General features: G+C 40.6%; 22 protein-coding genes. 5 read left to right on the top strand and 17 right to left on the bottom strand.

Annotated elements, in window-relative coordinates; genetic code table 11:
* Positions 1-23: 23 nt before the first annotated feature.
* Together M1D52_RS12900 and M1D52_RS12895 are read left to right on the top strand one after the other, a co-directional pair.
* Entirely contained in the window at positions 24-539 is a 516-nt protein-coding gene (locus M1D52_RS12900; RefSeq protein WP_013666984.1) for a CinA family protein, read from the top strand.
* Positions 540-559: 20 nt separating this feature from the next.
* Positions 560-1,615 carry an AI-2E family transporter gene (locus M1D52_RS12895; RefSeq protein WP_437392750.1) on the top strand — a complete coding sequence of 352 codons (1,056 nt, stop codon included), beginning with the start codon at positions 560-562 and terminating at the stop codon, positions 1,613-1,615.
* A 5-nt stretch (positions 1,616-1,620) separates the two neighbouring features.
* On the opposite strand, the gene moaCB is transcribed toward M1D52_RS12895, so the two are convergent.
* The 16 genes from moaCB to nirB all read right to left on the bottom strand — a co-directional run bounded on the left by moaCB (position 1,621) and on the right by nirB (position 19,167).
* Positions 1,621-2,532 (bottom strand): bifunctional molybdenum cofactor biosynthesis protein MoaC/MoaB, encoded by a 912-nt coding sequence (moaCB, locus tag M1D52_RS12890; protein WP_437392749.1) that lies wholly within the window; start codon positions 2,530-2,532, stop codon positions 1,621-1,623.
* A 52-nt stretch (positions 2,533-2,584) separates the two neighbouring features.
* Positions 2,585-3,682 carry a ThiF family adenylyltransferase gene (locus M1D52_RS12885; protein WP_437392748.1) on the bottom strand — a complete coding sequence of 366 codons (1,098 nt, stop codon included), beginning with the start codon at positions 3,680-3,682 and terminating at the stop codon, positions 2,585-2,587.
* Positions 3,683-3,693: 11 nt separating this feature from the next.
* Positions 3,694-3,927, bottom strand: a complete 234-nt coding sequence (locus M1D52_RS12880; RefSeq protein WP_013666988.1) for a MoaD/ThiS family protein — start codon at positions 3,925-3,927, stop codon at positions 3,694-3,696.
* Position 3,928: 1 nt separating this feature from the next.
* A complete protein-coding gene (locus M1D52_RS12875; protein ID WP_013666989.1) occupies positions 3,929-4,669 on the bottom strand; it encodes a sulfite exporter TauE/SafE family protein in 741 nt (246 codons plus the stop codon).
* Entirely contained in the window at positions 4,662-5,861 is a 1,200-nt protein-coding gene (locus M1D52_RS12870) for a molybdopterin molybdotransferase MoeA (RefSeq protein ID WP_437392747.1), read from the bottom strand. The genes M1D52_RS12875 and M1D52_RS12870 overlap by 8 nt, the downstream gene beginning before the upstream one ends.
* Before the next feature lie 21 nt (positions 5,862-5,882).
* The gene (gene moaA / locus M1D52_RS12865; RefSeq protein ID WP_013666991.1) at positions 5,883-6,863 is read right to left on the bottom strand and encodes a GTP 3',8-cyclase MoaA; all 981 of its coding nucleotides are present in this window, start codon (positions 6,861-6,863) and stop codon (positions 5,883-5,885) included.
* Positions 6,853-7,491, bottom strand: coding sequence for a nucleotidyltransferase family protein (locus M1D52_RS12860; RefSeq protein ID WP_437392746.1), 639 nt, complete (start codon positions 7,489-7,491; stop codon positions 6,853-6,855). Before M1D52_RS12860 ends, moaA begins: the two co-directional genes overlap by 11 nt.
* A 9-nt stretch (positions 7,492-7,500) precedes the next feature.
* Positions 7,501-8,682, bottom strand: a complete 1,182-nt coding sequence (locus M1D52_RS12855) for an XdhC family protein (protein WP_437392745.1) — start codon at positions 8,680-8,682, stop codon at positions 7,501-7,503.
* Positions 8,683-8,687: 5 nt separating this feature from the next.
* Positions 8,688-9,875, bottom strand: coding sequence for a cysteine desulfurase family protein (locus M1D52_RS12850; RefSeq protein WP_437392744.1), 1,188 nt, complete (start codon positions 9,873-9,875; stop codon positions 8,688-8,690).
* Positions 9,876-10,199: 324 nt separating this feature from the next.
* Positions 10,200-11,447, bottom strand: a complete 1,248-nt coding sequence (locus tag M1D52_RS12845; protein WP_013666995.1) for a hypothetical protein — start codon at positions 11,445-11,447, stop codon at positions 10,200-10,202.
* Positions 11,448-11,456: 9 nt separating this feature from the next.
* Positions 11,457-12,716, bottom strand: coding sequence for an alginate export family protein (locus tag M1D52_RS12840; RefSeq protein ID WP_437360799.1), 1,260 nt, complete (start codon positions 12,714-12,716; stop codon positions 11,457-11,459).
* A gap of 62 nt (positions 12,717-12,778) precedes the next feature.
* Positions 12,779-13,450, bottom strand: a complete 672-nt coding sequence (locus tag M1D52_RS12835; protein ID WP_013666997.1) for a response regulator transcription factor — start codon at positions 13,448-13,450, stop codon at positions 12,779-12,781.
* Positions 13,447-15,306, bottom strand: a complete 1,860-nt coding sequence (locus tag M1D52_RS12830) for a sensor histidine kinase (protein WP_437392743.1) — start codon at positions 15,304-15,306, stop codon at positions 13,447-13,449. Before M1D52_RS12830 ends, M1D52_RS12835 begins: the two co-directional genes overlap by 4 nt.
* Positions 15,307-15,345: 39 nt before the next feature.
* Positions 15,346-16,212, bottom strand: a complete 867-nt coding sequence (locus M1D52_RS12825; RefSeq protein WP_377608852.1) for a formate/nitrite transporter family protein — start codon at positions 16,210-16,212, stop codon at positions 15,346-15,348.
* Between the two features lie 18 nt (positions 16,213-16,230).
* Positions 16,231-16,647: a nitrite reductase small subunit NirD gene (gene nirD / locus M1D52_RS12820; RefSeq protein WP_377608850.1), complete on the bottom strand. Its 417-nt coding sequence runs from the start codon at positions 16,645-16,647 to the stop codon at positions 16,231-16,233.
* 18 nt (positions 16,648-16,665) lie between these two features.
* The gene (gene nirB, locus M1D52_RS12815) at positions 16,666-19,167 is read right to left on the bottom strand and encodes a nitrite reductase large subunit NirB (protein WP_013667001.1); all 2,502 of its coding nucleotides are present in this window, start codon (positions 19,165-19,167) and stop codon (positions 16,666-16,668) included.
* 115 nt (positions 19,168-19,282) lie between these two features.
* Between nirB and M1D52_RS12810 the strand changes: the two genes are divergently transcribed.
* Positions 19,283-20,002 carry an SAM-dependent methyltransferase gene (locus M1D52_RS12810; protein WP_377608848.1) on the top strand — a complete coding sequence of 240 codons (720 nt, stop codon included), beginning with the start codon at positions 19,283-19,285 and terminating at the stop codon, positions 20,000-20,002.
* Here M1D52_RS12810 and cobA read toward each other — a convergent pair.
* Positions 19,999-20,721: a uroporphyrinogen-III C-methyltransferase gene (gene cobA, locus M1D52_RS12805; RefSeq protein WP_013667003.1), complete on the bottom strand. Its 723-nt coding sequence runs from the start codon at positions 20,719-20,721 to the stop codon at positions 19,999-20,001. The two genes, M1D52_RS12810 and cobA, sit on opposite strands and share 4 nt — an antisense overlap.
* A gap of 231 nt (positions 20,722-20,952) precedes the next feature.
* On the opposite strand from cobA, the gene M1D52_RS12800 reads away from it, so the two are divergent.
* Positions 20,953-22,125: a molybdopterin molybdotransferase MoeA gene (locus M1D52_RS12800; protein WP_437392742.1), complete on the top strand. Its 1,173-nt coding sequence runs from the start codon at positions 20,953-20,955 to the stop codon at positions 22,123-22,125.
* Positions 22,126-22,151: 26 nt separating this feature from the next.
* Positions 22,152-23,453, top strand: coding sequence for an MFS transporter (locus tag M1D52_RS12795; RefSeq protein ID WP_437392741.1), 1,302 nt, complete (start codon positions 22,152-22,154; stop codon positions 23,451-23,453).
* Positions 23,454-23,463 lie beyond the last annotated feature (10 nt).

The following is a 23,463-nucleotide window of genomic DNA, read 5'->3' as shown; positions in this document are numbered from 1 at the left end:
ATTTCTATAGTAATGATATAATTATGATAGAAACAGATTCAGTAGCCATTGAGCAATGCGCTAAATTACTTAAAGACAACCGTTTAACTATCGCCTTTGCTGAAAGCGCTACCGGGGGTAGTTTGACATCAACCTTCGCGAAACTGCCAGAGGCGGGGAGCTTCCTAAAAGGTGGCATAGTTTGTTATGATGCGAAGCTTAAAGAAAAACTCCTAGGTGTACCTAAAAGCTTGGTAGATCAGTATTCCCCCGAATCAAAAGAGGTAACACAAGAAATGGCCGTTCGGCTGAAAAATTTAATAGATGCTGACGTGTTAGTGGCGGTAACTGGATTGCCAAGTGCCGGAGGTAGCGAAAGTGCTGAAAAGCCTGTTGGAACCATGTTTTACAGTATTGTTCTTGGAAAGAAAGTGATGAACTGTCGAGAATTGTTTACGGGAACACCTGACGCCATTATTAGTCAGACGATCGAACAAATTGGTAAAACGATTACCAAAGCACTGATAAACCATCATCGTTTAGCAAATACTGCAGTTTAAAAGAAATAATAGAGAAGATAATGTCGGAAAATAACTCCCGGGACACCGAAAAAAATGATTTAAAGCATTATACAAGAAAGTTGTGGATAACTGTTGGCATCATCTCTCTCCTGGTTATTGTTATTTTTATCTTAAAGGCTGCGTTTAATGTCTTGCTTATGGTTTTTGCCGGTTCACTGATGGCAATATATTTTCATGGGCTGGCCAACCTTTTAGAAAGAAAAATTAAACTCAGTCATGGATGGTGCCTGTTAATAGGCATCTTTATAACGCTTGCGTTGGTGGGTGTTCTGTTTTGGTTTCTTGGAGCGAAAATTTCTATGCAGGTAGGTGAAATGACACAGGATATACCGGAAATTTTGAAGGATGTAAGGGAGCGTTTAGGCCGTTCTGACATAGGCAGGAAATTACTTTTTTATCTGTCTGACGGAAATGGCGAAAAGATGATGAAATCTTTTCAGGATGTGTTTCGAACGAGTTTTGGGGTGGTGGGCGATATGTATATCATTCTTTTTATCGGGATTTTCTTTACGGTTAACCCTAAACTATATCGTGAAGGAATTATAAAACTGATCCCCCCCGGAAATAAAAAGCAAGCAAGGGATGTAATCCGAAGGCTGGACTTCACATTGAAAGGATGGTTAAAGGGGATGCTAATTGCGATGTTTTTCATCGCTTCGTTATCCTTTATCGGATTGTCCCTTATCGGTGTTCCTATGGGACTCGCCTTGGCTTTTCTAGCCGGTTTTCTGAATTTTATTCCAAATTTTGGGCCTTTAATCGCTATGATTCCTGCCGTTTTGATCGGATTTACCGTAAGTGCCAATACCGCGTTATTAATCGCCCTGCTTTATGTGATCATTCAAGCAATAGAAAGCAACGTTGTTACTCCAATGATCCAAAATGTAATGATAAAGATTCCCCCCGCGCTCATAATAATCAGCCAAGTATTGTTCGGAACGCTAACGGGAGGTTTGGGAATTATATTGGCCACCCCGTTGTTAGTGGTTATTATTGTTTTAGTTGACGAATTATATGTCAAAAAACAACGTCCCATGACGGATCAATTGGATTGATTGGGTTATCCATGGTTAAATCCATTTTTTATTTTAAAAACGTGTAAAATAGCTGGGAACAACGCATCTATACTTTCCTCAACCCCTCTTGTGGAGCCCGGCAACGTAATGACCAGCATTTCTCCGATAAAACCTGCGATGCCTCGCGATAGCATTGACAAAGGCGTGCGCTGTTGCCCATATGCGCGGGCGGCTTCCATAATTCCAGGGATCTCTTGATCTAATAAGGGCCGTATGGCGTCAGGGGTTACATCACGTGGTGAAAGGCCCGTACCTCCGGTATAGAGCACCAGTTGATAACCATTTTCTTTAAAATAATTTGCCTTTTCCCGGATAATATCTTTCTCGTCGGGGATAATGATGTATTCGCTAATCTGAATATCATATTTTTTCAGCTTACTTGCTATGATTTTTCCCGAACGATCTTCTTTTACACCTTGTGCAATGCTATCCGAGCAGACTACAACGGCGCATTTAAACGGTATCGGTACGGCTTCCCGAAGGTTCGATTTTCCTCCTTTTTTACTCTCTAGCCTGACGCCTCTTATCTCTATTGCCCTATCGATCGGTTTTAGCATATCATATATGGTAAGAGCAACGTTCATCGCACCATGCATGGCTTCCACTTCAACCCCTGTTTTGTAAATTGTGTGTACTTCCACTCGAATAACGATCGATAGCTCTACTATTTCAAAACTGATATGTGCATATTCAATGGGAACGGGATGGCAATCGGGAACCAAATCAGCTGTTTTCTTGATAGCTAATAGGCCGGACGCCCTTGAAAATTCGAAAATGTCTCCTTTCGGAACGGCCTTATTACGAATGGCATGTATTGTCTCTTCTGATGATACTTGTACAGTAGCGATAGCAACCGCTTGTCGTAATGTGTTAAATTTATAAGTAATATCAACCATTTTACTTCTCTGTTTTTTTCAATAAGCTTTTTTATTAGGTAACATCACGAGATTAAACCGGACATGCCAATGAGCTTATCCCACCTTTTAAACTATAAACTCTCTTCTGCTGCACCTCTACGATTTCTTTATACTGTTCGGCAGCAAATAAGCTGCGCTTTCCGCTCTGACAGACAAACACAACAGTATCTTTTTGAATCAATTTGACCTGGTCCTTTAAAGTAGACAACGGGATTCTTAGATGATTGTATTTAGTGATTTTTGGTTTCTCGGAAATCTCGCGCACATCTACAATATCTACTTGGTCGTTCATGTATAATGCAGCCAATTGATCGGAATTGATTTCTTCTACGCTTGCAATTGGCGCAGAACACAAATATCCGTAGTCAATTTTTCGAAAATCTTCTTGGCTTTTTGGTTTTAATTGACTGCTCAACTCAGTGCTGTCAATTTCTATCGTATAACTTTGGTTATTTAGCGCGTTATAGGTTAAAAGTTTTCCTATAAGTGGCTCACCGATTCCGGTTACCAGCTTAATACACTCATTTGCTTGAAAATTGCCAATAATGCCGGGTAATATGTTTAAAACGCCAGCTTCACTACAGTTCATAATCTCGCCATTTCGCGGAGGAGAGGGGAAGATATCACGGTAATTTATACCATTTGCAAAAATAGCGACTTGACCCTCGTATTTAGATACAGCTCCGTAAATCAGTGGTTTTTCCAGAATAGCGCAGGCGTCATTGATCATATAGCGAGTTTCAAAGTTATCGGTACCGTCAATTACAATGTCATAATCTGCTATAATATCCAGCGCATTCACAGAGGTGATCCTTTCGTCGAATAAATCAATCTCAACTCCCGGGTTTACCTGTAGAAGCACACTTTTAGCGCAATCAACTTTCTTCTTCCCAATATCTTGCGTTCCGTATAATATTTGCCTATGGAGGTTACTCAATTCAATTAATCCATCGTCTACGATACCAATTCTCCCAAGACCTGCGGCAGTTAAATAAAGTAAAGCAGGACATCCCAGTCCGCCAGCTCCGATCATAAGTACCGACGATTGCAAAAGTTTCTTCTGTCCTGCAACGCCAAACTCGTTTAAAATAATTTGTCGGTGATAACGCTCGATTATGTCTTTTTCCATTTTCTCACCTTTTACCCTCCCGAGAACGGTGGAAGTAAAGCTACTTCTACTTCTTGGGATAGTGCTACTTTCGTTCTAATGATTTTCTTGTTGATTGCAATTACATACTTGGTCTGTGTAAGCAAAGGATATTGGTCCGTTAAAACGGCGTTCAGTTGATCTGTGTCTTCGACATGATCCATTTTCAATTGCGAACAACCCGTAATATCGGTTAATTGACCAAAGAATAATATTGAAATAGACATTTTATATCAAATTAGGTAAAAATAATTTGAAGGACGCGACCATCAGAACTAAGGCCAGTAATAACTTGATTGCTGATTGTTGAAAACGTAAGGCACCAAAATAGGAGCCAAATAATCCTCCTGTAAAGGCAACAAGCACATAACTGACCATATCCGGGCTAAACGTTATACCCTTTGTTATTTGACCGAACAAACCTGACAACGAATTTACAAAAATAAATAAGGCACTGATGGCCGCCGTTTGTTTTTGATTTGTCCAGGCTAGCAATAATAAGATGGGCGAGAGTATGACCCCACCTCCTATTCCCAGCAATCCCGACAAGAAACCTATACTTCCTCCAATCAAGAGCAACCAACCTATAGCCGGCTTTTTTGTTTCATCTACTTCTATATCTTTAAAAAATAAAAAACGAATGATCGGGATGAGTAGAAATATACCTAATAGCTTTTTATAAAGATCGGCATGAACCACCATACTTCCTCCCACGAAAGCCATTGGTATAGAAGCTAATGCGAGCGGCCAGAATAATCTACTATTAAAATATTTTCCCTTATAATAATATGTGAATGAAGTAAGTGCTACGAAGAGATTAAGCATGAGGGCGGTTGGTTTCATTACGGCAGGCGTAATCCCGAACAAAGCCATAAGGGCAAGGTAGCCACTAGCTCCGCCGTGTCCGACGGAAGAATATAAAAAAGCAACTGCAAACAGTACTATGTAAAATACCAATAAATTATCCATAAGTGGGAATTAAATGTATTTCAACCAACTCGTCTTCTAAATAGGTTTTCATTTCCTCATTCAGTACAACAAGGCAATTGGCCATAGCGAACGAGCGTAGCCTATAAGATTCCTGCGCATGGAGTATGGTGACTTTATCATTATCGTAATATCCTTTCAAAAAGTGTGTTAATTGATTATTTTTTGTATACGATATTCGTAAGGGTACCTTTAATGTTTTCAATTGCTTTTCGTGTCCTCCAAAGGAGCGTAGTGCCGGCCAAACGTACTCGTAAAAACAGGTTAAAACAGATGAGGGATTTCCGGGCAGTCCAAAGACCATCTGTTCTGACTTCCTTCCGAAAAATAACGGCTTTCCGGGGCGCTGTTTAATCTTATGAAAAAGCTTTTCTACTTCACATGCTTCAGCTGCCCTTACCACAAAATCGTAATCTCCAACGCTTACACCACCTGTAAGAATTACCACGTCTGCAAATGCCAATGCGTTTTGTAGCTGGATAATTGTGTCATCTAAGTTATCTTTCGCATAATATGTTTTAACTCTGTTTATTCCCATTTGCAGCAAGGCAGCTGATAACATAGCAGAAGATGCCTCATATACTTCACCATGAGCAAGGGGCGTACCCGGCTGTTTAAGTTCATCGCCTGTAACAATAACAGCGACGGAAGGTGACGTGAATATATCAACCTCGCACAGACCAATTCCACATAAAAAGCCAATGGTAGCCGGGCCAAGCACGTTACCGGCGGCCAGAGCTTGCTCTCCCTCTTTGATTTCCGAGCCTTTTAATCTCACGTTATCGCCTAAGGAAATAGACGGATCTTTGATCACAATCTGATTATCTTTTAGTTCAATTAATTCTTGCTTGACAACCGTATCTACGCCTAAAGGAAGTGCAGCACCGGTAAAAATACGTGCCGCATTGGTTTCCGGTACGCGAAGCGGCCCCTTACTTCCTGCAGGAATCTCATGGGTTACAGAAAGTGATTGTTCTTGTTTCCAATACTTAAAGGAAAAAGCGTAGCCATCCATCGAAGATTGATGAAATGCAGGAATATCAATCGGAGCATATAAATCAGTTGCCAAGACCTTTCCCAAGGCGTCTTGAACAGGCACACGAAGAATTTTCTTCTTAATTTGCTGCTCATTAATTATGTTTTTTGCTTCCTCAACGCTAATCAATCGATCCATATATCTGTGTTTATTTGTCTATTAGCCTCCGATACTAATCATGCTTCTATTTTTGAGGCTCTCCTGCTTAAGCTTGCTGAAATCTACGCTAAATTGTCCGCCTAATTTTTCTGCTTTTGTTGATATGTTTTGTAAAATCAACGGTTCGAGCGGTAAACCATCTCTCAGGGCGCTCAATAAATCACTCTCATTTTTTGAGAATAAACAATTCTTCATTTTTCCATCGGCGGTTAATCGTAAGCGATTACACCCTTCACAAAACGGCGCACTCATTGTACTAATAACTGAAAACCGCCCCTTATGCCCACTGACCTTATAATGTTTGGCCGTGTCGTGTAATGATCCTTCAATCACTTGAATTTTGTGTTTTGATTCAACGAGACTTACGATTTCTTTGAGGCTGAATACTTGATTGCTTGTCCATTTATTACCTTCAAAAGGCATAAATTCAATAAATCGTACATCCAAACTTTCCTCCTTTGTCCATGCCACAAAATCCAATATTTCATCTTCATTAAAATCCCTCATCACCACCATATTGATTTTCACCTGAAAACCCTGTTGTAGCGCCATATGAATATTTCGCATAGTTAAATCGAATTTATCTCTTCGGGTTAACCTTTTGAACTTTTCGGCTGATAGGGTGTCCAAGCTAATATTAAGTGTGCCAATACGTGCCTTTCGTAAAACATCAAAATAACGATCTAATAGAATGGCATTGGTTGTAATATGCAAGCTTACAGGCAGTTTCGCCAGACGCAAAATAATGTCGCCAAAATCACTTCTAACCATCGGCTCTCCTCCCGTAAGTCGAATTTTATTTACACCTAATCGGACAAAATGACCAGCTATGATTTCTAACTCGGTTGCGGACATTAAATGTTTCATCGGCGTAAAGTCGTAACTCTCTTCGGGCATACAGTAAAAGCAGCGCAGGTTGCATCTATCAGTTAACGATATCCGCAAATAATCATGTACCCTATTGTATCTATCAACTATCATTTTTTCGCTGTTTTAATTGCTTTTTTTCAATCGTTGAGGCAATTAGACGTGTGTAAGCCTCTTCTGTATCCACATCTATTTCACCGTACGACAGCGGAATGGCTATTGCTTCTGCGCTATGTTTTTGGATGAGTTTTTTTGCTCCTATATCTCCTGTTAAGAGAGTCAGCTCTTTGAACAATGTTTTATTGAACAGAGCAGGCACGCCCAGTTGATCCGCGTATGAGCTCGCAACTATTTTTGCATCTGTTTTTCGCTGCTCTTCCATCAGTCTATTTATATGTTTCTTGCTTACATAAGGCTGATCACATACCATAATAATTATGTTCTCGATTGCCGCATAATGTTTTAAGAGATAATCAACTCCACACCGGATGGAGGAGGCAATACCGTTTTTAAAATCGGGATTATAAACAAGGTTAATCTTTTGTCCTCGTATTTCGTCTTTTACGAGATCTGCAGCTGCACCCAACACGACGACTAATGCAGCAGGATTCGTTGCTTCAGCAATCTGAACACTCCGGCGAACCAAAGTACTCCCGCGATAAGATAGCAGTTGTTTCGGCCTACCAATGCGTTGAGAGGAACCGGCCGCTAATAAAATAATTCCATTCTGTATATTTTTCACCTTTGATTACTATCCTATAAATTGCTTGTTATCCGGTATGACAATCTCATCGTTTCGGTTATGGATTTTTCCGGGATAATCCCGTAAAGACCCGCCATCTCTCCTAGCAAAAATAGCTTTTATTTCGGCAATTACAGACAGCGCTATCTCCTCCGGTGTTTCTGCGCCTATATTCAACCCCATGGGGCTATACAAATGAATTAAAGCCTCTTCTTGCCAATGGGCACCGGCTTCACGTAATTCCGTTAACATGCTGTGCTTTTTCTTTTTTGGACCCAGCATGCCGATATAGGGTACTCTGTTTTCTGATAGTAAGGAGTTTAACAAGCTTTTGTCATATTGATAGTTATGAGTCATTAAGACGACAGCTGTCCTGTCATCTAATAAAACCTCATGCAATGCCTTATCGGCATCAGCAACAATTAGATGACAGGATGGAAAACGTGATGCTGTTGCATAAGCCGGTCGGCCGTCGATTAATGTAATCTGCCAACCTAACACTTCAGCCATGTCTATTAACGGAAAAACATCATTTCCTGCCCCCGCGATCACTAAGGAAATATCGGGAGCTAAATATTCAAAAATTGCCGTGAGTTCTTTGTGGTTTGAAGACATCGTCGAAATGTTGTATTTTACAAGATACGTATGCTTATGCTCAAGTGTTTTATTGATATCATGTAAGAAAATATCAATTGATAGGGGTAGTGCGCCGGACTTAACAACCATTTTATTGTTTTTCATCAGCAAATAGGTTCCTTGTAAGGGATTCCATTTGTCGTCTAAGGAGAAAAAAGTAACGATCACGCTTGGGTCTCGCGTGTCTGCGGCTTTTCTCAGAAGTTCAATAGGGTTCGCATCATCATTTGTATTGATAGGTTCAATCAATATGCGAATAATACCATTACAGCCTAGCCCCATGCCAAAAATAGCATCCTCGTCGTCGCTCGTATCATAGGTTGCCAATAGCGGTCTTTGTTCCGCAATAGCCATAAGCGCCTTTCGTAGAGCGTCTCCTTCTAAGCAACCGCCACTAATGGCGCCGGTAAGGGTGCCATCTTCACTCACCAGCATCCTCGCACCCGGCCCTCTGTAAGAGGATCCGTCGACGTGTACAACCGTCGCCAAGGCTACACGCTGTCCCTTTTGACAAGCTATATCATATGCTCTTAAGATTTGCCTTATTTCTTTCATGAAATTTATAAAGTTAGCGGTTTTAATACGCTTAATCCATTTCCCGATAATGCTTCTTCTACAGCATCGGTTAATACGTTAATAGCATATACCACGTCTTCCATTTTTGTAAACCTACCCAAACTTATGCGAATCGCTTGGCCGGCTTCTTCCCTACTTAAACCCATCGCCTTTAACACATGCGATTCTTTCTGCATTAGCCCCGAACAGGCGCTGCCACGACTTAGAGCTAAATATTTGGAAACTTTCAGTAATAATCTTTCTGCATCCACCCCGGGGAACCGTATATTGCTTATATGAGGTAACCTGCTTATTCTTCCATTGACAGTGGAGCCTGCTACCTTTTCCAGGAGTGATTCCTCAAAACGATTTCGAAGCGATTGTAGGCGAGCTCCCTCGTCATTCATCTCCTCTTTACATATAGCTGCAGCCTGACCAAAGCCAACGATGCCTGGTATATTCAATGTGCCACCGCGACGACCCCGTTCCTGAGATCCTCCGTGCTGTTGCTTAGAAACAAGTGGCTTTTGTGATTTCTCGTTAATGAAAAGTGCTCCTACTCCTTTAGGTCCATATATTTTGTGTGCCGAAAAACATAACAGATCGATTTCATCCGCTTGAACATCAACGGGGATTTTCCCTACGGCTTGTGTAGCGTCACATACGAACTTAACTTGATGTTTCCGTGCAATAGCGCCTATTTCTTTTACCGGATTAACCACGCCTGTTTCATTGTTTGCGTACATAATTGAAATGGCAAGCGTTTCGGGTGTAATGGCCTGTTCCAATGCTTCAAGCGAAAGATCTCCCTCTTTATCAACGTCGAGATATGTAATCTTATTTCCTTGCTGCTCGAGGTACCTACACGAATCTAACACGGCCTCATGCTCGACTTTTGTTGTTATGATATGGCTGCGCTTTCGGTTAGTTCCTTCCATCAGTCCTTTTAATGCCAAATTAACAGATTCCGTAGCACCGGAAGTAAATATCACTTGATTTGGTTTTGAACCAATTAGATCAGCTACTTGTTCTCTTGCTAATTCGACCGCATCTTTTGCCATCCATCCGTAATGGTGGTCTTTACTAGCAGCATTGCCGAAATAGTCAGTAAAATAAGGCAGCATCCTTTCCAAAACTCTTGGATCACAGGGTGTCGTTGCGCAATAATCTAAATATATCGGTAATTCTTTCATGCAAAAAATATTTTTTAAATGGCTGCACGTCAAGGCAATTCAACATCACTTTATACTCTTTTTCAGTTAGTTTTCCGTTAGCTTTTCTCCAATTTGGCTACATCGACAAGTTGGATTTGAACCGAAAGTGAACTGCAAAATATTTCAACAGCTTGCCGGACCGCCGCCACAAAACCTATGAGATTGTTATTATTTTGCCTATAGCACAGGAAGCCTCTATCAAAAATAATTTTTTTTAGCACAAATTTTTACAACCGGTTAAGAATGTTACATACATCATTAATTAAGCATAACAGGATGAATAATCAAGGGCAGCTAGGTCCTTTATATTCTGAACCGTTTATAATAGAGTTTACTTAATTCAATAAGCAAGGCTGGTAAAATTTCCTTACCCACTAATTTTGCGTAACTGTAATAGATGGTACTGTTGGGGTTAAAGCCCTTGGCATATAACACATTGTATGCTGCCAAATGATGGCTGCTTAATATATTGTCTTTTTGTATGACAATACTTGTAAACCATCTTTTGTCTTCAGCCGTTTCAATGGTAAATGTAAGACCATGGGTACAGATGTCCTGTTGGTCAAGCTCTTGAACCAGGTATCGCTTTAATAGTAACGCTTCTTCATCTAGTACCGGAATGTGCCAATTTAACTCTAAACTGGAATGTCGCATATTAATTCCCATTTGTCCCATTAACTTTTCCCATTTTAACTGATGCGTAGATTTTATTCCCTTAATCACAAAAGATTTCCATGGACTGATATAAATAAACGGAATACCACTTTCAATACATAATGTGCAGGATTTTTTTAGAAATTCGATATCAAATCTATTGTTACGCCAATATAAGCCAAGCCATAGGTTGGTTTCGTCAACATTGTTAAGCCCTTCATAATAGGGAAAGAATGTGTCCGGCAATTTCAGTTCGTCATTGCTTACAATACTATCCAGTTTTAGATACTCCGCCAAACCTACGATTAAATCGGGCAGTAGTAATTTCGGATTTTTCTGCCATTTGCTCTCAATAAATTTACTAAGTTTAGGAAGGTCCGACGAATGAATTAATGTAGGCCATTTTTCGAGCTCGTGTCTATTTTGTTCGCTGCGTAGGTATAAATACCAATAATCCGTATATTCAGAAGCGACGAAATTTAAATGCCCTGTAAAGAGGGGAACCATAGCCTGTTTAGGATCCGATAAATTAATTTTAAGCCGGGGCACAAAATGGAAGCTTTCCAATATGAAACGATATTTTTCCAGATTTAACCAAGAGGTATTAGCCGTTATATCCAGCGCAATGGCACTGCTGACAATATTTTGAAACGCATCCCGCTTTCCGTATTCGAAATCTATTTGATGCATTGTTAAATGTTGTTCTACGATAGGCAGTCTACTCTGTTCGACCGGAAACAATATATCTTCCCTAGATCCGAAATGGACGAAATCGTTGTTCGCCAGTTCACTTGCACGTAAAACAGATAGTAGATAGTTGGGGGCAATCATGCCTCCCTTTACAAATACTCGAACTAAATGTGCCCGATCGTATACGGATAACAAGTTTTCGGCCATATGATATATTTAGTGTTGTGCATCCTGAAAAAGTGTCGGTTTGAATGTGATCATTAACCACGCCCATGATGATTGTCCATGTAGGCTGCCTACCTGCTTAATAATCGCCATACTCGAGGTGTAAAATAGGTGCGAATAACCACCTTTTAAGTTAACATCCTTTGCCAAACTATATGAAAAGGTCCAATCCAGTTCGGTGCCTAAATCGCGTGATCTAGGGATTCCTTCTTCATCCGTTATGGCGGAGGCCGCTGAAAAATGATGCCCATCCATAGATATTGTCCAATTTTTCTTGATCCAGTTTACTTTCAAAAATAAGTCATTTAGCCCTTTATTGCCATGGCCGCTCCCCACATAGAAATAATCCATATAACCGTAAAACTTATGATGGGTTCCATAGAGCGGATCAAAGGCTTCATTTGTATTAGAACTTTGTTTGTCGCCACTAAGATAATCGTTTCCAAGCTCTATCTTATAAGTGCCCGTAGGTTTAAAAGACAGTTGTAAGGAAGCTAAAAAAGCGCGTTTTGAAAAACCGTCTTTATTTTTTCCGGTTTGATAGTACCCCTCTCCATAAAATACAAAAGGAGCGAATGATGCTTGCATATTGAAACCCGCAGTTTGCATAAAGTAACCGGTGTCCGGTGCATGTTGCCGCCCCTCATTTAGAGCAATAATAGAGGTACTTATTTGCTTAAAGTCGTGATGAAACCAGGCGAATTGAAGTGATTTATAGTTGTTTAATCCCTGATAATAGGTTTCACTTAATTTGGTGGGTTCGGGATTATTTGCGTCCTGGTTAAAGGCCAAGCCAATGTGGATGCGATTTTTGCTTCCATTATATTCATATTTAAGCAAGTCATGACTTCTGCCCTGCTGAGCCCAGTCAAGATTTCCTAGAATACGTGCGTTATCATAGTCTAATTCCATTCGCCCAACTAAAAAGCGCTGCGCGCCATTAAATTTAAATCCGGCCCAAGCCTGCTGAAAATTTGTCAACGACGGATCAGTCTTACCCGCTTGATCCGTATTGCCCCAAATGCGCACATCTTGTGGAACCAGTACGAGATCCATTTTCTCGTTACTATAACTCAGGTAAATTCTGGAACGTTGTTCTATAAAAAAGGCAGGACGCTCAGTTTGATTTAGGGGACTTTTAAAGCCATCCCGAAACTCTGCTCGTGGCCGAATTTCTGCGCTTACCGTGATTTGCGCTTGCGTATCTAAAACTAGAACCAGAAAAACAATTAAAGGGAATACAACTCGCATAAGGTTTTATATATTACGTAAATATACGTAAAATATAAAACAAATCAAGTAAAATTACGTGTTTATATTAGATTTTCCTTCATAGCCTTATTAATCATGTCGACGGCATTGTTTACCCCTAATTTTTTCATGATATTAAAACGATGTGTTTCAATTGTGCGCACACTTTTCCCAAGTACTTCAGCTATATCTTTATTATGTTTACCGTTTATGACCATGCCAAGTATTTGTTTTTCACGTTTAGAGAGGCCGTAAATATCGGTGTTACTTTCAACCGCTTCGTTCACCCGTATGCTACTACTTCCAGCTCCTCCCAACAATTGATTGGCCAATACATTGGATACAGAACCGCTGTAATACCGGATACCATTGTTGATTTGTTTTAGTGCTTTTATGAACTCATTCTTATCAGTATCCTTAAGCAAATACCCCCATGCGCCAACCCGTAAAGATTCGAGTACGTAATCTTCGGTATCATGCATAGACAACATAACGACTTTCGTGTTTTCCTTGTTTTGGGTAATAGCCTCACATGCTTCCAGACCGTTCATTTCAGGCATACGAATATCCATAATAGCTAAATCAGGCTGAAGCTCCTGTACACGTTGAATCGCTTGCATACCATTATCCGCTTCGCCTATAACCATTATATCGTCATCTGCCTCCAACATTGCTTTGATTCCATTACGCACTAATATGTGATCGTCGGCTAAAAGCACCGTAATTTTACTCATATAGCTATATTTCCTGGTTTATTTTTCAAAGGTACAAAAAGCTTTATAATTGTCCCTAATCCAGGTTTTGATTCGATCAATAGCTTCCCATTAATATAAGTGGCCCGTTCTTGCATATTTAGGAAGCCGTGTCCATAATCTGCATGAAATAGATCGGTGGATTTACTTTCGAAACCCACACCGGTATCTTTTATTGTAAGAATAAGCTCATCTGTGTTATGCTCTAAAGACACGAGCACTGTCGGTGAGTTCGCGTATTTAATAGCATTGTTCACAGCCTCTTGCACAATCCTATATATGTTGTTTTCTACTTTTGGCGAAAGCCTTTGTTGGAAATCAGTTATATTTTCAAAAATTAAGCGATTATTGCTGAGTTTATCTATTTCCTGAACCAGGTTTTTCAATCCGGCAACCAAACCATAATCACTCAACACAGGCGGCTTTAAGTTGAATGTAACGATACGTACTTCTTGAATGATATCTTTTATAAGTTTATTTATATCCAGTAATTTCTGCTCAGTTTCTTTTGTTTTGGAAAGGTCGATCGAAGCAGTTTGAAACTTAAGCGAAGTAAGCATTTGTCCGATGCCATCATGTATATTCATGGCGATACGTTTTCGCTCTTCTTCTTGTCCTTCTAATACCAGGATAGATCTGAATTTCTGTTCATTAACTTTCCGCTCTATTTCTGCCCTGTCCTTTTTATACATGTCTTGTTCGGCTAATCGTCTCGGCGTCATATCAGCAGCAAAAACCTGTAGCACATCTACTTCGCCTTCTTGATTATATATCGGTATAATATGTATATCCATATGCCGTTTCTCGCCTGACTTATCGCTGTAAACCAGTTCTTTATGCCAGTTTTTTAAATTTGATACCACATCGATCAATTGGTCATTAAAGTCATCTGCGGCTTCTCCTGCTAAACCGAATAAATTGGCAATAGTTTTATATCGTTGCTCTTCATGAGAGAAGCTGCGTAAATAATAATCGCTTACATAGTAAAGGTTTCCGCCTTTATCTGATTTGGCAATTAGACGGGGGGGCGCAACGGGTAAGGTAATGCCTGATATGCGTTCATAAGATTCCTCCAGTGAAGCATAAAGAGCCCCGATTTCCTTGCTCATTTGCTGGGCATCACTTTCAGATTTGATTAGTTTGATGAGTGTTTCATTTACTTTTCGTGTTGTAGGTATAAAAATCAACAGTACTTCCAATATGATTATAAGCAGAGAAATACCAAAGAGAATATACTCCGTTCGTTTCAACTTCACGATCTTTCCCGACGCAAGTTTTTCATAGGTGTACACGATTGAATCCATATGCCGAAGAAAGATGGGCTCATGTTTCAAAACAGTTCGCATATCATTTTCAAGAAATGGATAACTAGATTTATCCCCATTTTTCAACTGAGAATAAATACGGTTGCTGGCAAAATAAATGCTATCAAAAACAGGTTGATTTTCAAGAAAAAGTCTGTTGATCGCTTTGCTTTTACTGATTGGTATGGCTGCCGCTTCATTTCCGTAGCGTAGGCTGGTGTTGTTCTCGATCCATTCCGCGTTAACGGAAGCGAGCTCTTTTAGAAGGCTGTCACGTTCTTTTGTGTTTAACCTATTTATTAGTAAAATGAGTTTGCTTATCTTTTGGCTCAACATCCGCTGCCTACCCGCCATGTTGACGATATGTGCATCACTTTCCTGCTCCCTTAAGTGCCTTTGTACTAAAAATTGCCCTATGATAATACTTAAGGCTATAATGCTAAGCGCTAGAAGATAATACGCTCTTAGTCTGCTGAATTGATTATGCTGTGTATATATTCGCACGATGTTTTGGCGTTCGTTTGTATTATCCAAAGCTACGAATATTGCGTTATTATCATACACCACGCTGCTTTATGAAAACTGTTCTTCCTTTACCTCCGTTTGTATTCGCTTGGAGGATGGGTACCTTTTTTCAATGTCGCTGGTTTGTTTTGTTTTTTTATGAAATGAGTAATACAGTGGAAGTGCCGTAAATAGGATGCCGCCTATGAAATTGCCGAATGTAACCGGGAGTTGATTGAATAACCACCAGTCAGCAAAAGAAACGTTCGCGCCCAATATAATGCCGGCTGGAATTAAGAACATATTTACAACTGCATGCTCAAAACCTTGTCCGAAGAATATAAAAATAGGCAACCATGATGCGACGATCTTTCCGGTAGAAGATGTCGAGCTCATGCCCAATACGATACCGGTTGTAACCATCCAATTGCAGAGGACACCTTTAGTGAAGGCGCTGAAGAGGCCGTCAAAACCGTAAGAAGCATAAGTTAAGGTTTTCGTTTCAGCAAGTTTTACAATGAGTAGTGCCACCGCATTCTTTTCCTCGTGCCCAAATTGGGTGGTTGATAGGCAAAAGAGAAAGGCGTAGAGAAGTCCACCAAGTAGGTTGCCGAGAAAAACCAACAGTAGGTTTTTGAGTACCGATAGCGCATCCGTTTTCTTGTCCATGTAAGCCATGGGAAGCACGGCAAAGCTACCGGTCACAAGTTCTAACCCCATTAAGACGATGATTATGAAACAAGCCGGAAATAATGCTGCACCTACGATGGCGAGTCCGGTTTGTGTCGTAGCCGTTAGTGCTAAGGTTGTACCAAAGCCTAAAATAGCACCGGACAACACACTCCTGATTAGCAAGTCTCTACTCGCTAACATAAGCTTATCAACGCCTGCCTGAATCATACTTGCAGCGATTTGTGTTGGTTTATTATAATCCATAATCCGGAATTTATGTTGCTATACTGTCAGGTCCTGCTGAATTGCATGTTCTGCTCTTTCTATTAACCCAACATATATTTCCCCGTTGATCTCTTTGACAGGAAAGGTGGTTATATGGCACTCGTCTCCGTTTAGACATTCGCCTGTTTTCAATGAAAAGGTTTTTTTATGAAAGGGACAAGCCACTTTAGGTTCTCCTTGCTGCGAGCCGATCATGCCTCTCGATAAAATCATCTGCATTTTATGAGGGCAAAGGTTTTGGCACGCATACCATTCATTCCGATTAGTGAAATTAAATACGGCAATCTGGAGCTCTCTGTGCTTGAAGCACAGCCCGCCATTTTCCGGAAACTCATCACTGGTACCAACCTTCAACCAATGATCTACATGTTGTTCGTCGGATGGTTTATAACTCAAATAATCTATTTTTTGCATTTTTATTCATTTAAAACGTTACACAATAACATTCCAGTTAGTAGGAATTCGTTGTCCGCGAAGCTCCTCAAATTGCAGGAAAGGATCGCCTTCGTCACTATTAGCAAAATGTTTGAATCGTCTCCTTATTGATTCGTTTTCGACAGCATGCTTCCATTCGCATTCATAGTTCGCAATTAAGCTTTCCATCTCAACTTCCAGTTCAGCTCCTATACCCAGCACATCATTAACTACCACATCATATAGATAAGGTAGTCCGCCTTCTAACTTGTTCAACCAAGTAGCCGTACGTGTGAGCGGTTCAGCCGTTTTAATGTAGTACATTAGGAAGCGGTCTAAATAGCGTATACAACTATCTTTATCAATATCTCCAATCAGCAATTGCGCATGCTGCGGTCTTGCTCCACCATTGCCGCAGACATATAAATTCCATCCTTTCTCTGTTGCAATAATTCCAAAATCTTTGGATTGAGCTTCTGCACACTCGCGTATACAACCGGAAACCGCTCCTTTTAACTTGTGAGGCGCTCGTAAACCCTTATAGCGATTTTCTATTTCTATGGCAAAACCAACTGAATCCTGCACGCCGAATCGGCACCAAGTTGATCCGACACAGCTTTTTATGGTTCTTAGCGACTTTCCATAAGCATGGCCGCTTTCAAAACCGGCTGCAATAAGCTCTTCCCAAATGGCGGGAAGCTCGTGTAATTGGGCGCCAAATAGGTCTATACGTTGCCCACCGGTAATCTTCGTGTAGAGGTTATACTTCTTTGCTACCTGCGCAATTACTAGTAGTTTATCCGGCGTAATCTCCCCTGCAGGTATTCTCGGTACTACCGAATAAGAGCCACCCTTCTGGATATTGGCTAAGAAACGATCGTTCGTATCTTGTATGGTGCTTTGTTTAAGAATAACTTCGTTCCATATGCTGGCAAGCAACGATGCTACTGCCGGTTTGCAGACCTCGCATCCGTCACCTTCGCCATAACGACCCAAAAGCTCGCTATAGCTCTTTATATTTTGAATTTTAATGAGGTCGTATAGTTCTTGTCTTGTATAGGCAAAGTGCTCGCATAGTGTTTTCTTGACAACCTTACCTTGAGATTCCAAAACAGATTTTAAAAGATCAGCCACCAGGGGTGTGCATCCGCCACATCCTGTGCAGGCCTTCGTGGCTTTCTTTATTCCTGCTAAATCAGTCAATTCATCTTTTGCAATCGCCTCACAAATGTTCCCTTTGCTAATTCCCTCGCAGGAGCAGATTTGAGCGGTATCGGGCAAGGAATCGACGCCCTGTCCACTGCTTTGTCCCGCACTACGACTTCCCAGAATCAAATCAGCAGGATCTTCCGGTAAAGGCAAACCGTTTTGTGCAATTTGTAAAAGCATGTTATAAGAATCCGCCTCGCCTACCAGAATTCCTCCTTTAAGGTACTTACCATCTCTTGTTACATTAATTCTTTTGTAGACACCCTTCGCTTTATTTTCAAAAACAATGGGAACACACTCCTCTTCTGGATCCAGTGCGTCTCCAAAACTTGCAACATCAACACCTATTAATTTAAGTTTAGTTGACATGTCAAAGCCGGTAAATGATTTGTCATAGTCCCCACATAGCCTGGAAGCTACGACTTCGGCCATTTCATAACCTGGGGCTACTAATCCATAGATCATTTCATTATGTAATGCCACCTCTCCGATCGCATAGATATCCGGGAAATTGGTTTGCAAATGGTTATCTACCAAAATTCCACCTCTGCTGCCCGTTTGTATCCCACTTTTAGAAGCCAATTCATCCCGGGGTCTTATCCCGGCGGAAATAACCAACATATCACAATCCAATATACTTCCATCTGCAAAGGCAAGTCCAGCAATTTTGTCGGTTCCTAATATTTCCTTGGTGCTTTTTGACGTATGTATGTGTAAGCCGAGCGCTGATAACTTATTGCGCAATATGAAGGCTCCCCTTACATCTAATTGACGCGGCATTAAGCGGTCTGCAAATTCCACAATATGCGTTTCCAGTCCCATATCCAGCAAGGCTTTAGCTGCCTCTAATCCCAACAGGCCACCACCTATGACGACTGCTTTTTTTGCCGTTTTGCCGTAGATCTCCATCTGTTGTAAATCCTCGATAGTTCGGTAGGCAAAAACGCCGGTTTTATCGATTCCATGCAAAGGGGGGATAAAAGGAGATGAACCGGTTGCCAGTATAAGTTTATCGTAACTATCGCTTGTTCCTTTATGAGTGGTTATTTTCTTTTTTGTCGGATCAATTTCGGTAACCAACTCCCCAGTCACCAATTTAATATGATGTTCATTGTACCAGCCGGTAGGTGCCAACAGCAAATCGTCGGCTGATTTTCCCGAAAAATATTCACTCAGATGAACTCTATCGTACGCGGGACGATGTTCTTCTCCATAAACGGTAATTTCGATGTGGTTACTGTTTGATTTTTTACGTATTTTTTCGCAAAACTTGTAACTAACCATGCCGTTTCCAACGATAATAATTTTCATACCAGAGGTGTTTTACGTATATCAACTTAATTTTTATCAAAAAAAGGAATATATTTTTAAAATAGCAAATGAAAAGCAAAATATTTTACGTATTTTTACTTAAAAATAAGATGTTATGAAATACACACTCATAAAGGATGCCGAAGACCTTCGCTTTCTTACCGTAAAAGCGGCGAAATGTATTGCCGAAGCACAATTTTTGGTGGTCGATTCAGCTATTTCGGATGAAATCAATGAGCTGGTACCTGTAAACAGTATTAAACTCCATATAAATGAACTTCGTAGCTATTTGTCAGCCCGTCCGGATAGACTGCCAAGCAACATTGTACACATTAGTGGTAATGATACCGACATCAGTGAGGAGGAAGGGTCGATAGTCTGCTATCTAAAAGGGATCGGATATCAGCTATCGATTATTCCCGGTGTGAACGTGGTTAATAGAATTGCAGGACAGAACCATTTCCCTTTAACCATTCGAAACCGTAATGAAAGCTTTTGGGTATGTGATGCCCGATTTTTTTATCCATCTGTAAAAGAAATGATTGAAAAAATTCATGCGGTAGCTTCTTCAAACGCTGCAATGGCAATTAAACACATAAATATAGATGCCTTAAGATTCATGGCAACTATTATTAGTATCTATCGGCATCAAGAGACACCTGTCCTTGTAAACGATTTTGGCGGCGGTGTTGATTGTTATACGTTAATGGAAATACAAGACAGATTAGCGGAAGATCAATACAAGCTTGTTGTCATAAATCCCTGCGTACGGATGTTGAAGGCTGCGGCCTTTTCGGTGGAAGAAGTTTTAGAGAGTCGATTAGCAACGGGTTAACACCGCTCGATTGCCGCCGATTTCCCGATAACAAGAATTGCCGGTGTTAGAACTTGCTTATCAGCAATCTCATGTAGAACCGTTTCAATAGTAGAAAAAAACATGCGCTGATTATCCAGTGAGCCATTTTGGACAATCGCTATGGGTAAACTGCCCCTACCCTCCATTTTATAAAGCTCAACAATCTTTTCTATATGCTGGATTCCCATTAATATTACAACGGTTTGATCTAATTTGGCGGCAAGATATAAATCCCTTGATAAGCCCCCATCCTTTGTTGAACCGGTAATTACCCAGAAGTCAGAAGAACCGTTTTTATTTATAAGCGAAATGCCTGCTAATTCCGCAACTGCGATGGCACTGGAAACTCCCGGTATAACGGAAGTTTCAATATTTTTCGATTTGGCGAATTGAAGCTCCTCGCTTCCACGTCCAAAAATATAAGGATCGCCACCTTTTAAACGTACTACATGTCCATAGCTATTGGCAAAATCAACTAACATTTTATTAATATTGTCTTGAACATAGGAATGACACCCTGCTCTCTTTCCAACAAATATTTTTTTTGTATTTTTTTTTGCGTATGCTAAGATTGCGGGATTAACCAGCGCATCGTACAAAACAACATCCGCTGTTTCGAGTGCGCGAACACCCGCAAGACTTAGTAATTCCGGATCTCCGGGACCCGCACCCACCAATGTAATCTTCGGTCTTTTCATCCTACTTCTTTATTTATATTGAACCCCTTAATTGCCAACTGTAGTGCTTTACTTTCAATTGACTTATCAAAAATAAGTATATTTACTTAATATAAAACAATAATTTACGTAAAAATTTGCGTATATGGATTTTTTTATGCTAAATTTGATCACAATAAACCTCTCTTTACGTATAAAATCGTATAACAAGGGGTTGCGAAAATCAAAAGTTATTAAACGCGACGAGAAGCCATGATTTCATACGAAGACGCCTTACGGCTTATTTCCTCAAGCACAAAAAAACTCCATCAGATGACAATTTGTCTTTCTGATGCCTCGGGTTATCGCTTGGCTCAAGAGGTAAGAGCTGATAGGCCCTATCCTCCCTATAATCGGGCAGCCATGGATGGTATTGCTATTCGTTTTCAAGATTATTTAGACGGTGTGCAAAATTTTAACATTCAGGAGGTTATTTATGCAGGGAGTGCTAGTAAAGGGGTATTAACCCATGGAAATTGCTATAAAATTATGACAGGGGCTGCAGTGCCATCTTCTGCTGATACGATCGTGCGTAACGAAGATTTACTATATGTCGCAAACAAGGCGTCAATTGTTCATCATGAAAAGATCAAAAGCCATGCAAATATTGCTTTACGCGGACAAGATTTGCAAAGTGGCGAAGTGGTTATCCCATCCAATACTTACATAACGCCTTCTATAATAAGTTTATTGGCCACACTTGGTGTAACTAATCCCGTGGTTTTCCGTAAACCGAAGGTCAGCGTTTTTACAACGGGCGACGAAATTGTAGGACCGGAAGAAAGTCCAAATGAAGTGCAAATACGAAATAGTAACCAATATCTCTTAACGGCTTTATTGGCTAAAGACGGCATTATACCTGAATCCATTCAGCATATTAAAGATGCTGAAGCGGATCTGTATAAAGGTTTTATGGAACATATGGATAGTGACATCATGCTCGTTAACGGTGGGGTTTCTGCCGGTGATCGCGACCTGGTGCCAACCGTTATGAAAACACTCGGAGCAGAATTGCTCTTTCATCATGTAGCGATAAAGCCCGGAAAGCCATTATGGTGCGGAAAACTTCCCGGTGGCTGTTTGGTGTTTGGTATACCTGGGAATCCATTTTCGTGTTTGACAACCTATATATTGTTTATTAGACCTTTCTTAAATTCCAAACCAACTAGCTCTGTTAAGTTTCCGTTGGCATGTGATCGGATTGGAAAGTCAACCTTCGACGATTTTTTTCCTGTTCAATTTTCTGAGGAACATAAGTTAGCTCCTATCCCAATCAATGGTTCCGGTGATGTACGACTTGGTCTATTTGCCGATGGTATAGCACGTCATCATCGTGCGAATCGAATACTTAAAAAAAACGATTTAATTTCATTTTACGCTTTTTAGTCAACAATCAATTTAACATTATGCTTATGAAAGCCTCGACTCTCCAACCTTTAAAAAAACTGCCCTTGTTCAGTCTAAAAGGACTACAGATGCGCACCTTCCACATAACTTGGCTTATGTTCTTTATTTGCTTTTTTGGATGGTTTGGTCTTGCTCCGCTAATGCCCACTATCAGGGATGAAATGGGGCTTACAAAAGAACAGGTCGGAAATATCATTATTGCTTCCGTATCATCTACAGTCATAGCACGCTTAATTATTGGTCGATTATGCGATGTCCTAGGGCCTCGGAAAACTGCCGTCTGGCTTCTTATAATCGGTTCCGTGCCAGTGTTTTCGGTTGGATTAGCGCGTTCTTATGAGACCTTTCTTCTATTTCGTTTAGCTATCGGGGTTATCGGCGCATCCTTTGTCATCACTCAATACCATACCAGTATGATGTTCGCAGCGAATATTAAAGGAACTGCAAATGCCATTACAGGCGGTTGGGGTAACTTAGGTGGAGGGGTAACCAACATGGTTATGCCATTGATATTTGCCTGTATTGTTGGGTTTGGTTACGGGCCGGCGTATGCATGGCGTTACGCGATGATTGTTCCCGGTATACTGATGTTGATCGTCGCTTTTCTCTATTGGCGATACACCAAAGATACGCCTGCCGGTAACTTTGATGAAATTGATCGACATACAAAACAAAATCATAAAACGGATTGGAAAGTTTTAAAAGATTGGCGCATATGGGCATTAACACTTGCTTATGCGATGTGTTTTGGTATGGAGATAACTTTTGATAACGTTGCGGCACTTCATTTTGTGGACGCGTTTTCTCTTTCTCAAAGTAGTGCAGGATTCTGGGCAGGCATCTTTGGTTTTATGAATTTATTTGCACGCGCCTTAGGAGGGATAGCAGCGGATAAAGTGGGATTATCTTACGGAATTAGAGGTAAAGGGGTGCTGCTTGGCCTCGTACTGCTATTGGAAGGTCTTGGTGTTCTGTTGTTTGCTCAGGCAGGATCATTTCTTTTTGCTATCGTCTCCATGTTGACCTTTGCGCTATTCTTAAAAATGGCAAACGGAGTTACATATGCCATCACACCGTTTGTAAACAAGAAGAATGTTGGACTTATCAGTGGCATTGTAGGGGCCGGTGGTAATGCGGGCGGAATGTTTTTCGGCTTCCTTTTTAAGTCAAACCAGATCACCTATACCGAAGCTTTCCAATATATAGGCTTTATTATTCTCGGTGTGGCTTTCGTGATTTTCGCTACCCCATTTAAAAAATCGAAATCAGGTTTGGTGGAAGACACAGAATTGATTATACAGGCTTAATCAATCTTAC

The organism is Olivibacter sp. SA151 (genome assembly GCF_054130995.1).
Note: the sequence above shows the minus strand (reverse complement) of the source record. Positions and strands in the feature narration are given on the sequence as shown.

Excerpts from the sequence above, each read along its gene's own strand:
- M1D52_RS12900 (WP_013666984.1), top strand. The coding sequence starts at position 24 with ATGATAGAAACAGATTCAGTAGCCATTGAGCAATGCGCTAAATTACTT.
- M1D52_RS12895 (WP_437392750.1), top strand. The coding sequence starts at position 560 with ATGTCGGAAAATAACTCCCGGGACACCGAAAAAAATGATTTAAAGCAT.
- moaCB (WP_437392749.1), bottom strand. The coding sequence starts at position 2,532 with ATGGTTGATATTACTTATAAATTTAACACATTACGACAAGCGGTTGCT.
- M1D52_RS12885 (WP_437392748.1), bottom strand. The coding sequence starts at position 3,682 with ATGGAAAAAGACATAATCGAGCGTTATCACCGACAAATTATTTTAAAC.
- M1D52_RS12880 (WP_013666988.1), bottom strand. The coding sequence starts at position 3,927 with ATGTCTATTTCAATATTATTCTTTGGTCAATTAACCGATATTACGGGT.
- M1D52_RS12875 (WP_013666989.1), bottom strand. The coding sequence starts at position 4,669 with ATGGATAATTTATTGGTATTTTACATAGTACTGTTTGCAGTTGCTTTT.
- M1D52_RS12870 (WP_437392747.1), bottom strand. The coding sequence starts at position 5,861 with ATGGATCGATTGATTAGCGTTGAGGAAGCAAAAAACATAATTAATGAG.
- moaA (WP_013666991.1), bottom strand. The coding sequence starts at position 6,863 with ATGATAGTTGATAGATACAATAGGGTACATGATTATTTGCGGATATCG.
- M1D52_RS12855 (WP_437392745.1), bottom strand. The coding sequence starts at position 8,682 with ATGAAAGAAATAAGGCAAATCTTAAGAGCATATGATATAGCTTGTCAA.
- M1D52_RS12850 (WP_437392744.1), bottom strand. The coding sequence starts at position 9,875 with ATGAAAGAATTACCGATATATTTAGATTATTGCGCAACGACACCCTGT.
- M1D52_RS12845 (WP_013666995.1), bottom strand. The coding sequence starts at position 11,447 with ATGGCCGAAAACTTGTTATCCGTATACGATCGGGCACATTTAGTTCGA.
- M1D52_RS12840 (WP_437360799.1), bottom strand. The coding sequence starts at position 12,716 with ATGCGAGTTGTATTCCCTTTAATTGTTTTTCTGGTTCTAGTTTTAGAT.
- M1D52_RS12835 (WP_013666997.1), bottom strand. The coding sequence starts at position 13,450 with ATGAGTAAAATTACGGTGCTTTTAGCCGACGATCACATATTAGTGCGT.
- M1D52_RS12825 (WP_377608852.1), bottom strand. The coding sequence starts at position 16,212 with ATGGATTATAATAAACCAACACAAATCGCTGCAAGTATGATTCAGGCA.
- nirD (WP_377608850.1), bottom strand. The coding sequence starts at position 16,647 with ATGCAAAAAATAGATTATTTGAGTTATAAACCATCCGACGAACAACAT.
- nirB (WP_013667001.1), bottom strand. The coding sequence starts at position 19,167 with ATGAAAATTATTATCGTTGGAAACGGCATGGTTAGTTACAAGTTTTGC.
- M1D52_RS12810 (WP_377608848.1), top strand. The coding sequence starts at position 19,283 with ATGAAATACACACTCATAAAGGATGCCGAAGACCTTCGCTTTCTTACC.
- cobA (WP_013667003.1), bottom strand. The coding sequence starts at position 20,721 with ATGAAAAGACCGAAGATTACATTGGTGGGTGCGGGTCCCGGAGATCCG.
- M1D52_RS12800 (WP_437392742.1), top strand. The coding sequence starts at position 20,953 with ATGATTTCATACGAAGACGCCTTACGGCTTATTTCCTCAAGCACAAAA.
- M1D52_RS12795 (WP_437392741.1), top strand. The coding sequence starts at position 22,152 with ATGAAAGCCTCGACTCTCCAACCTTTAAAAAAACTGCCCTTGTTCAGT.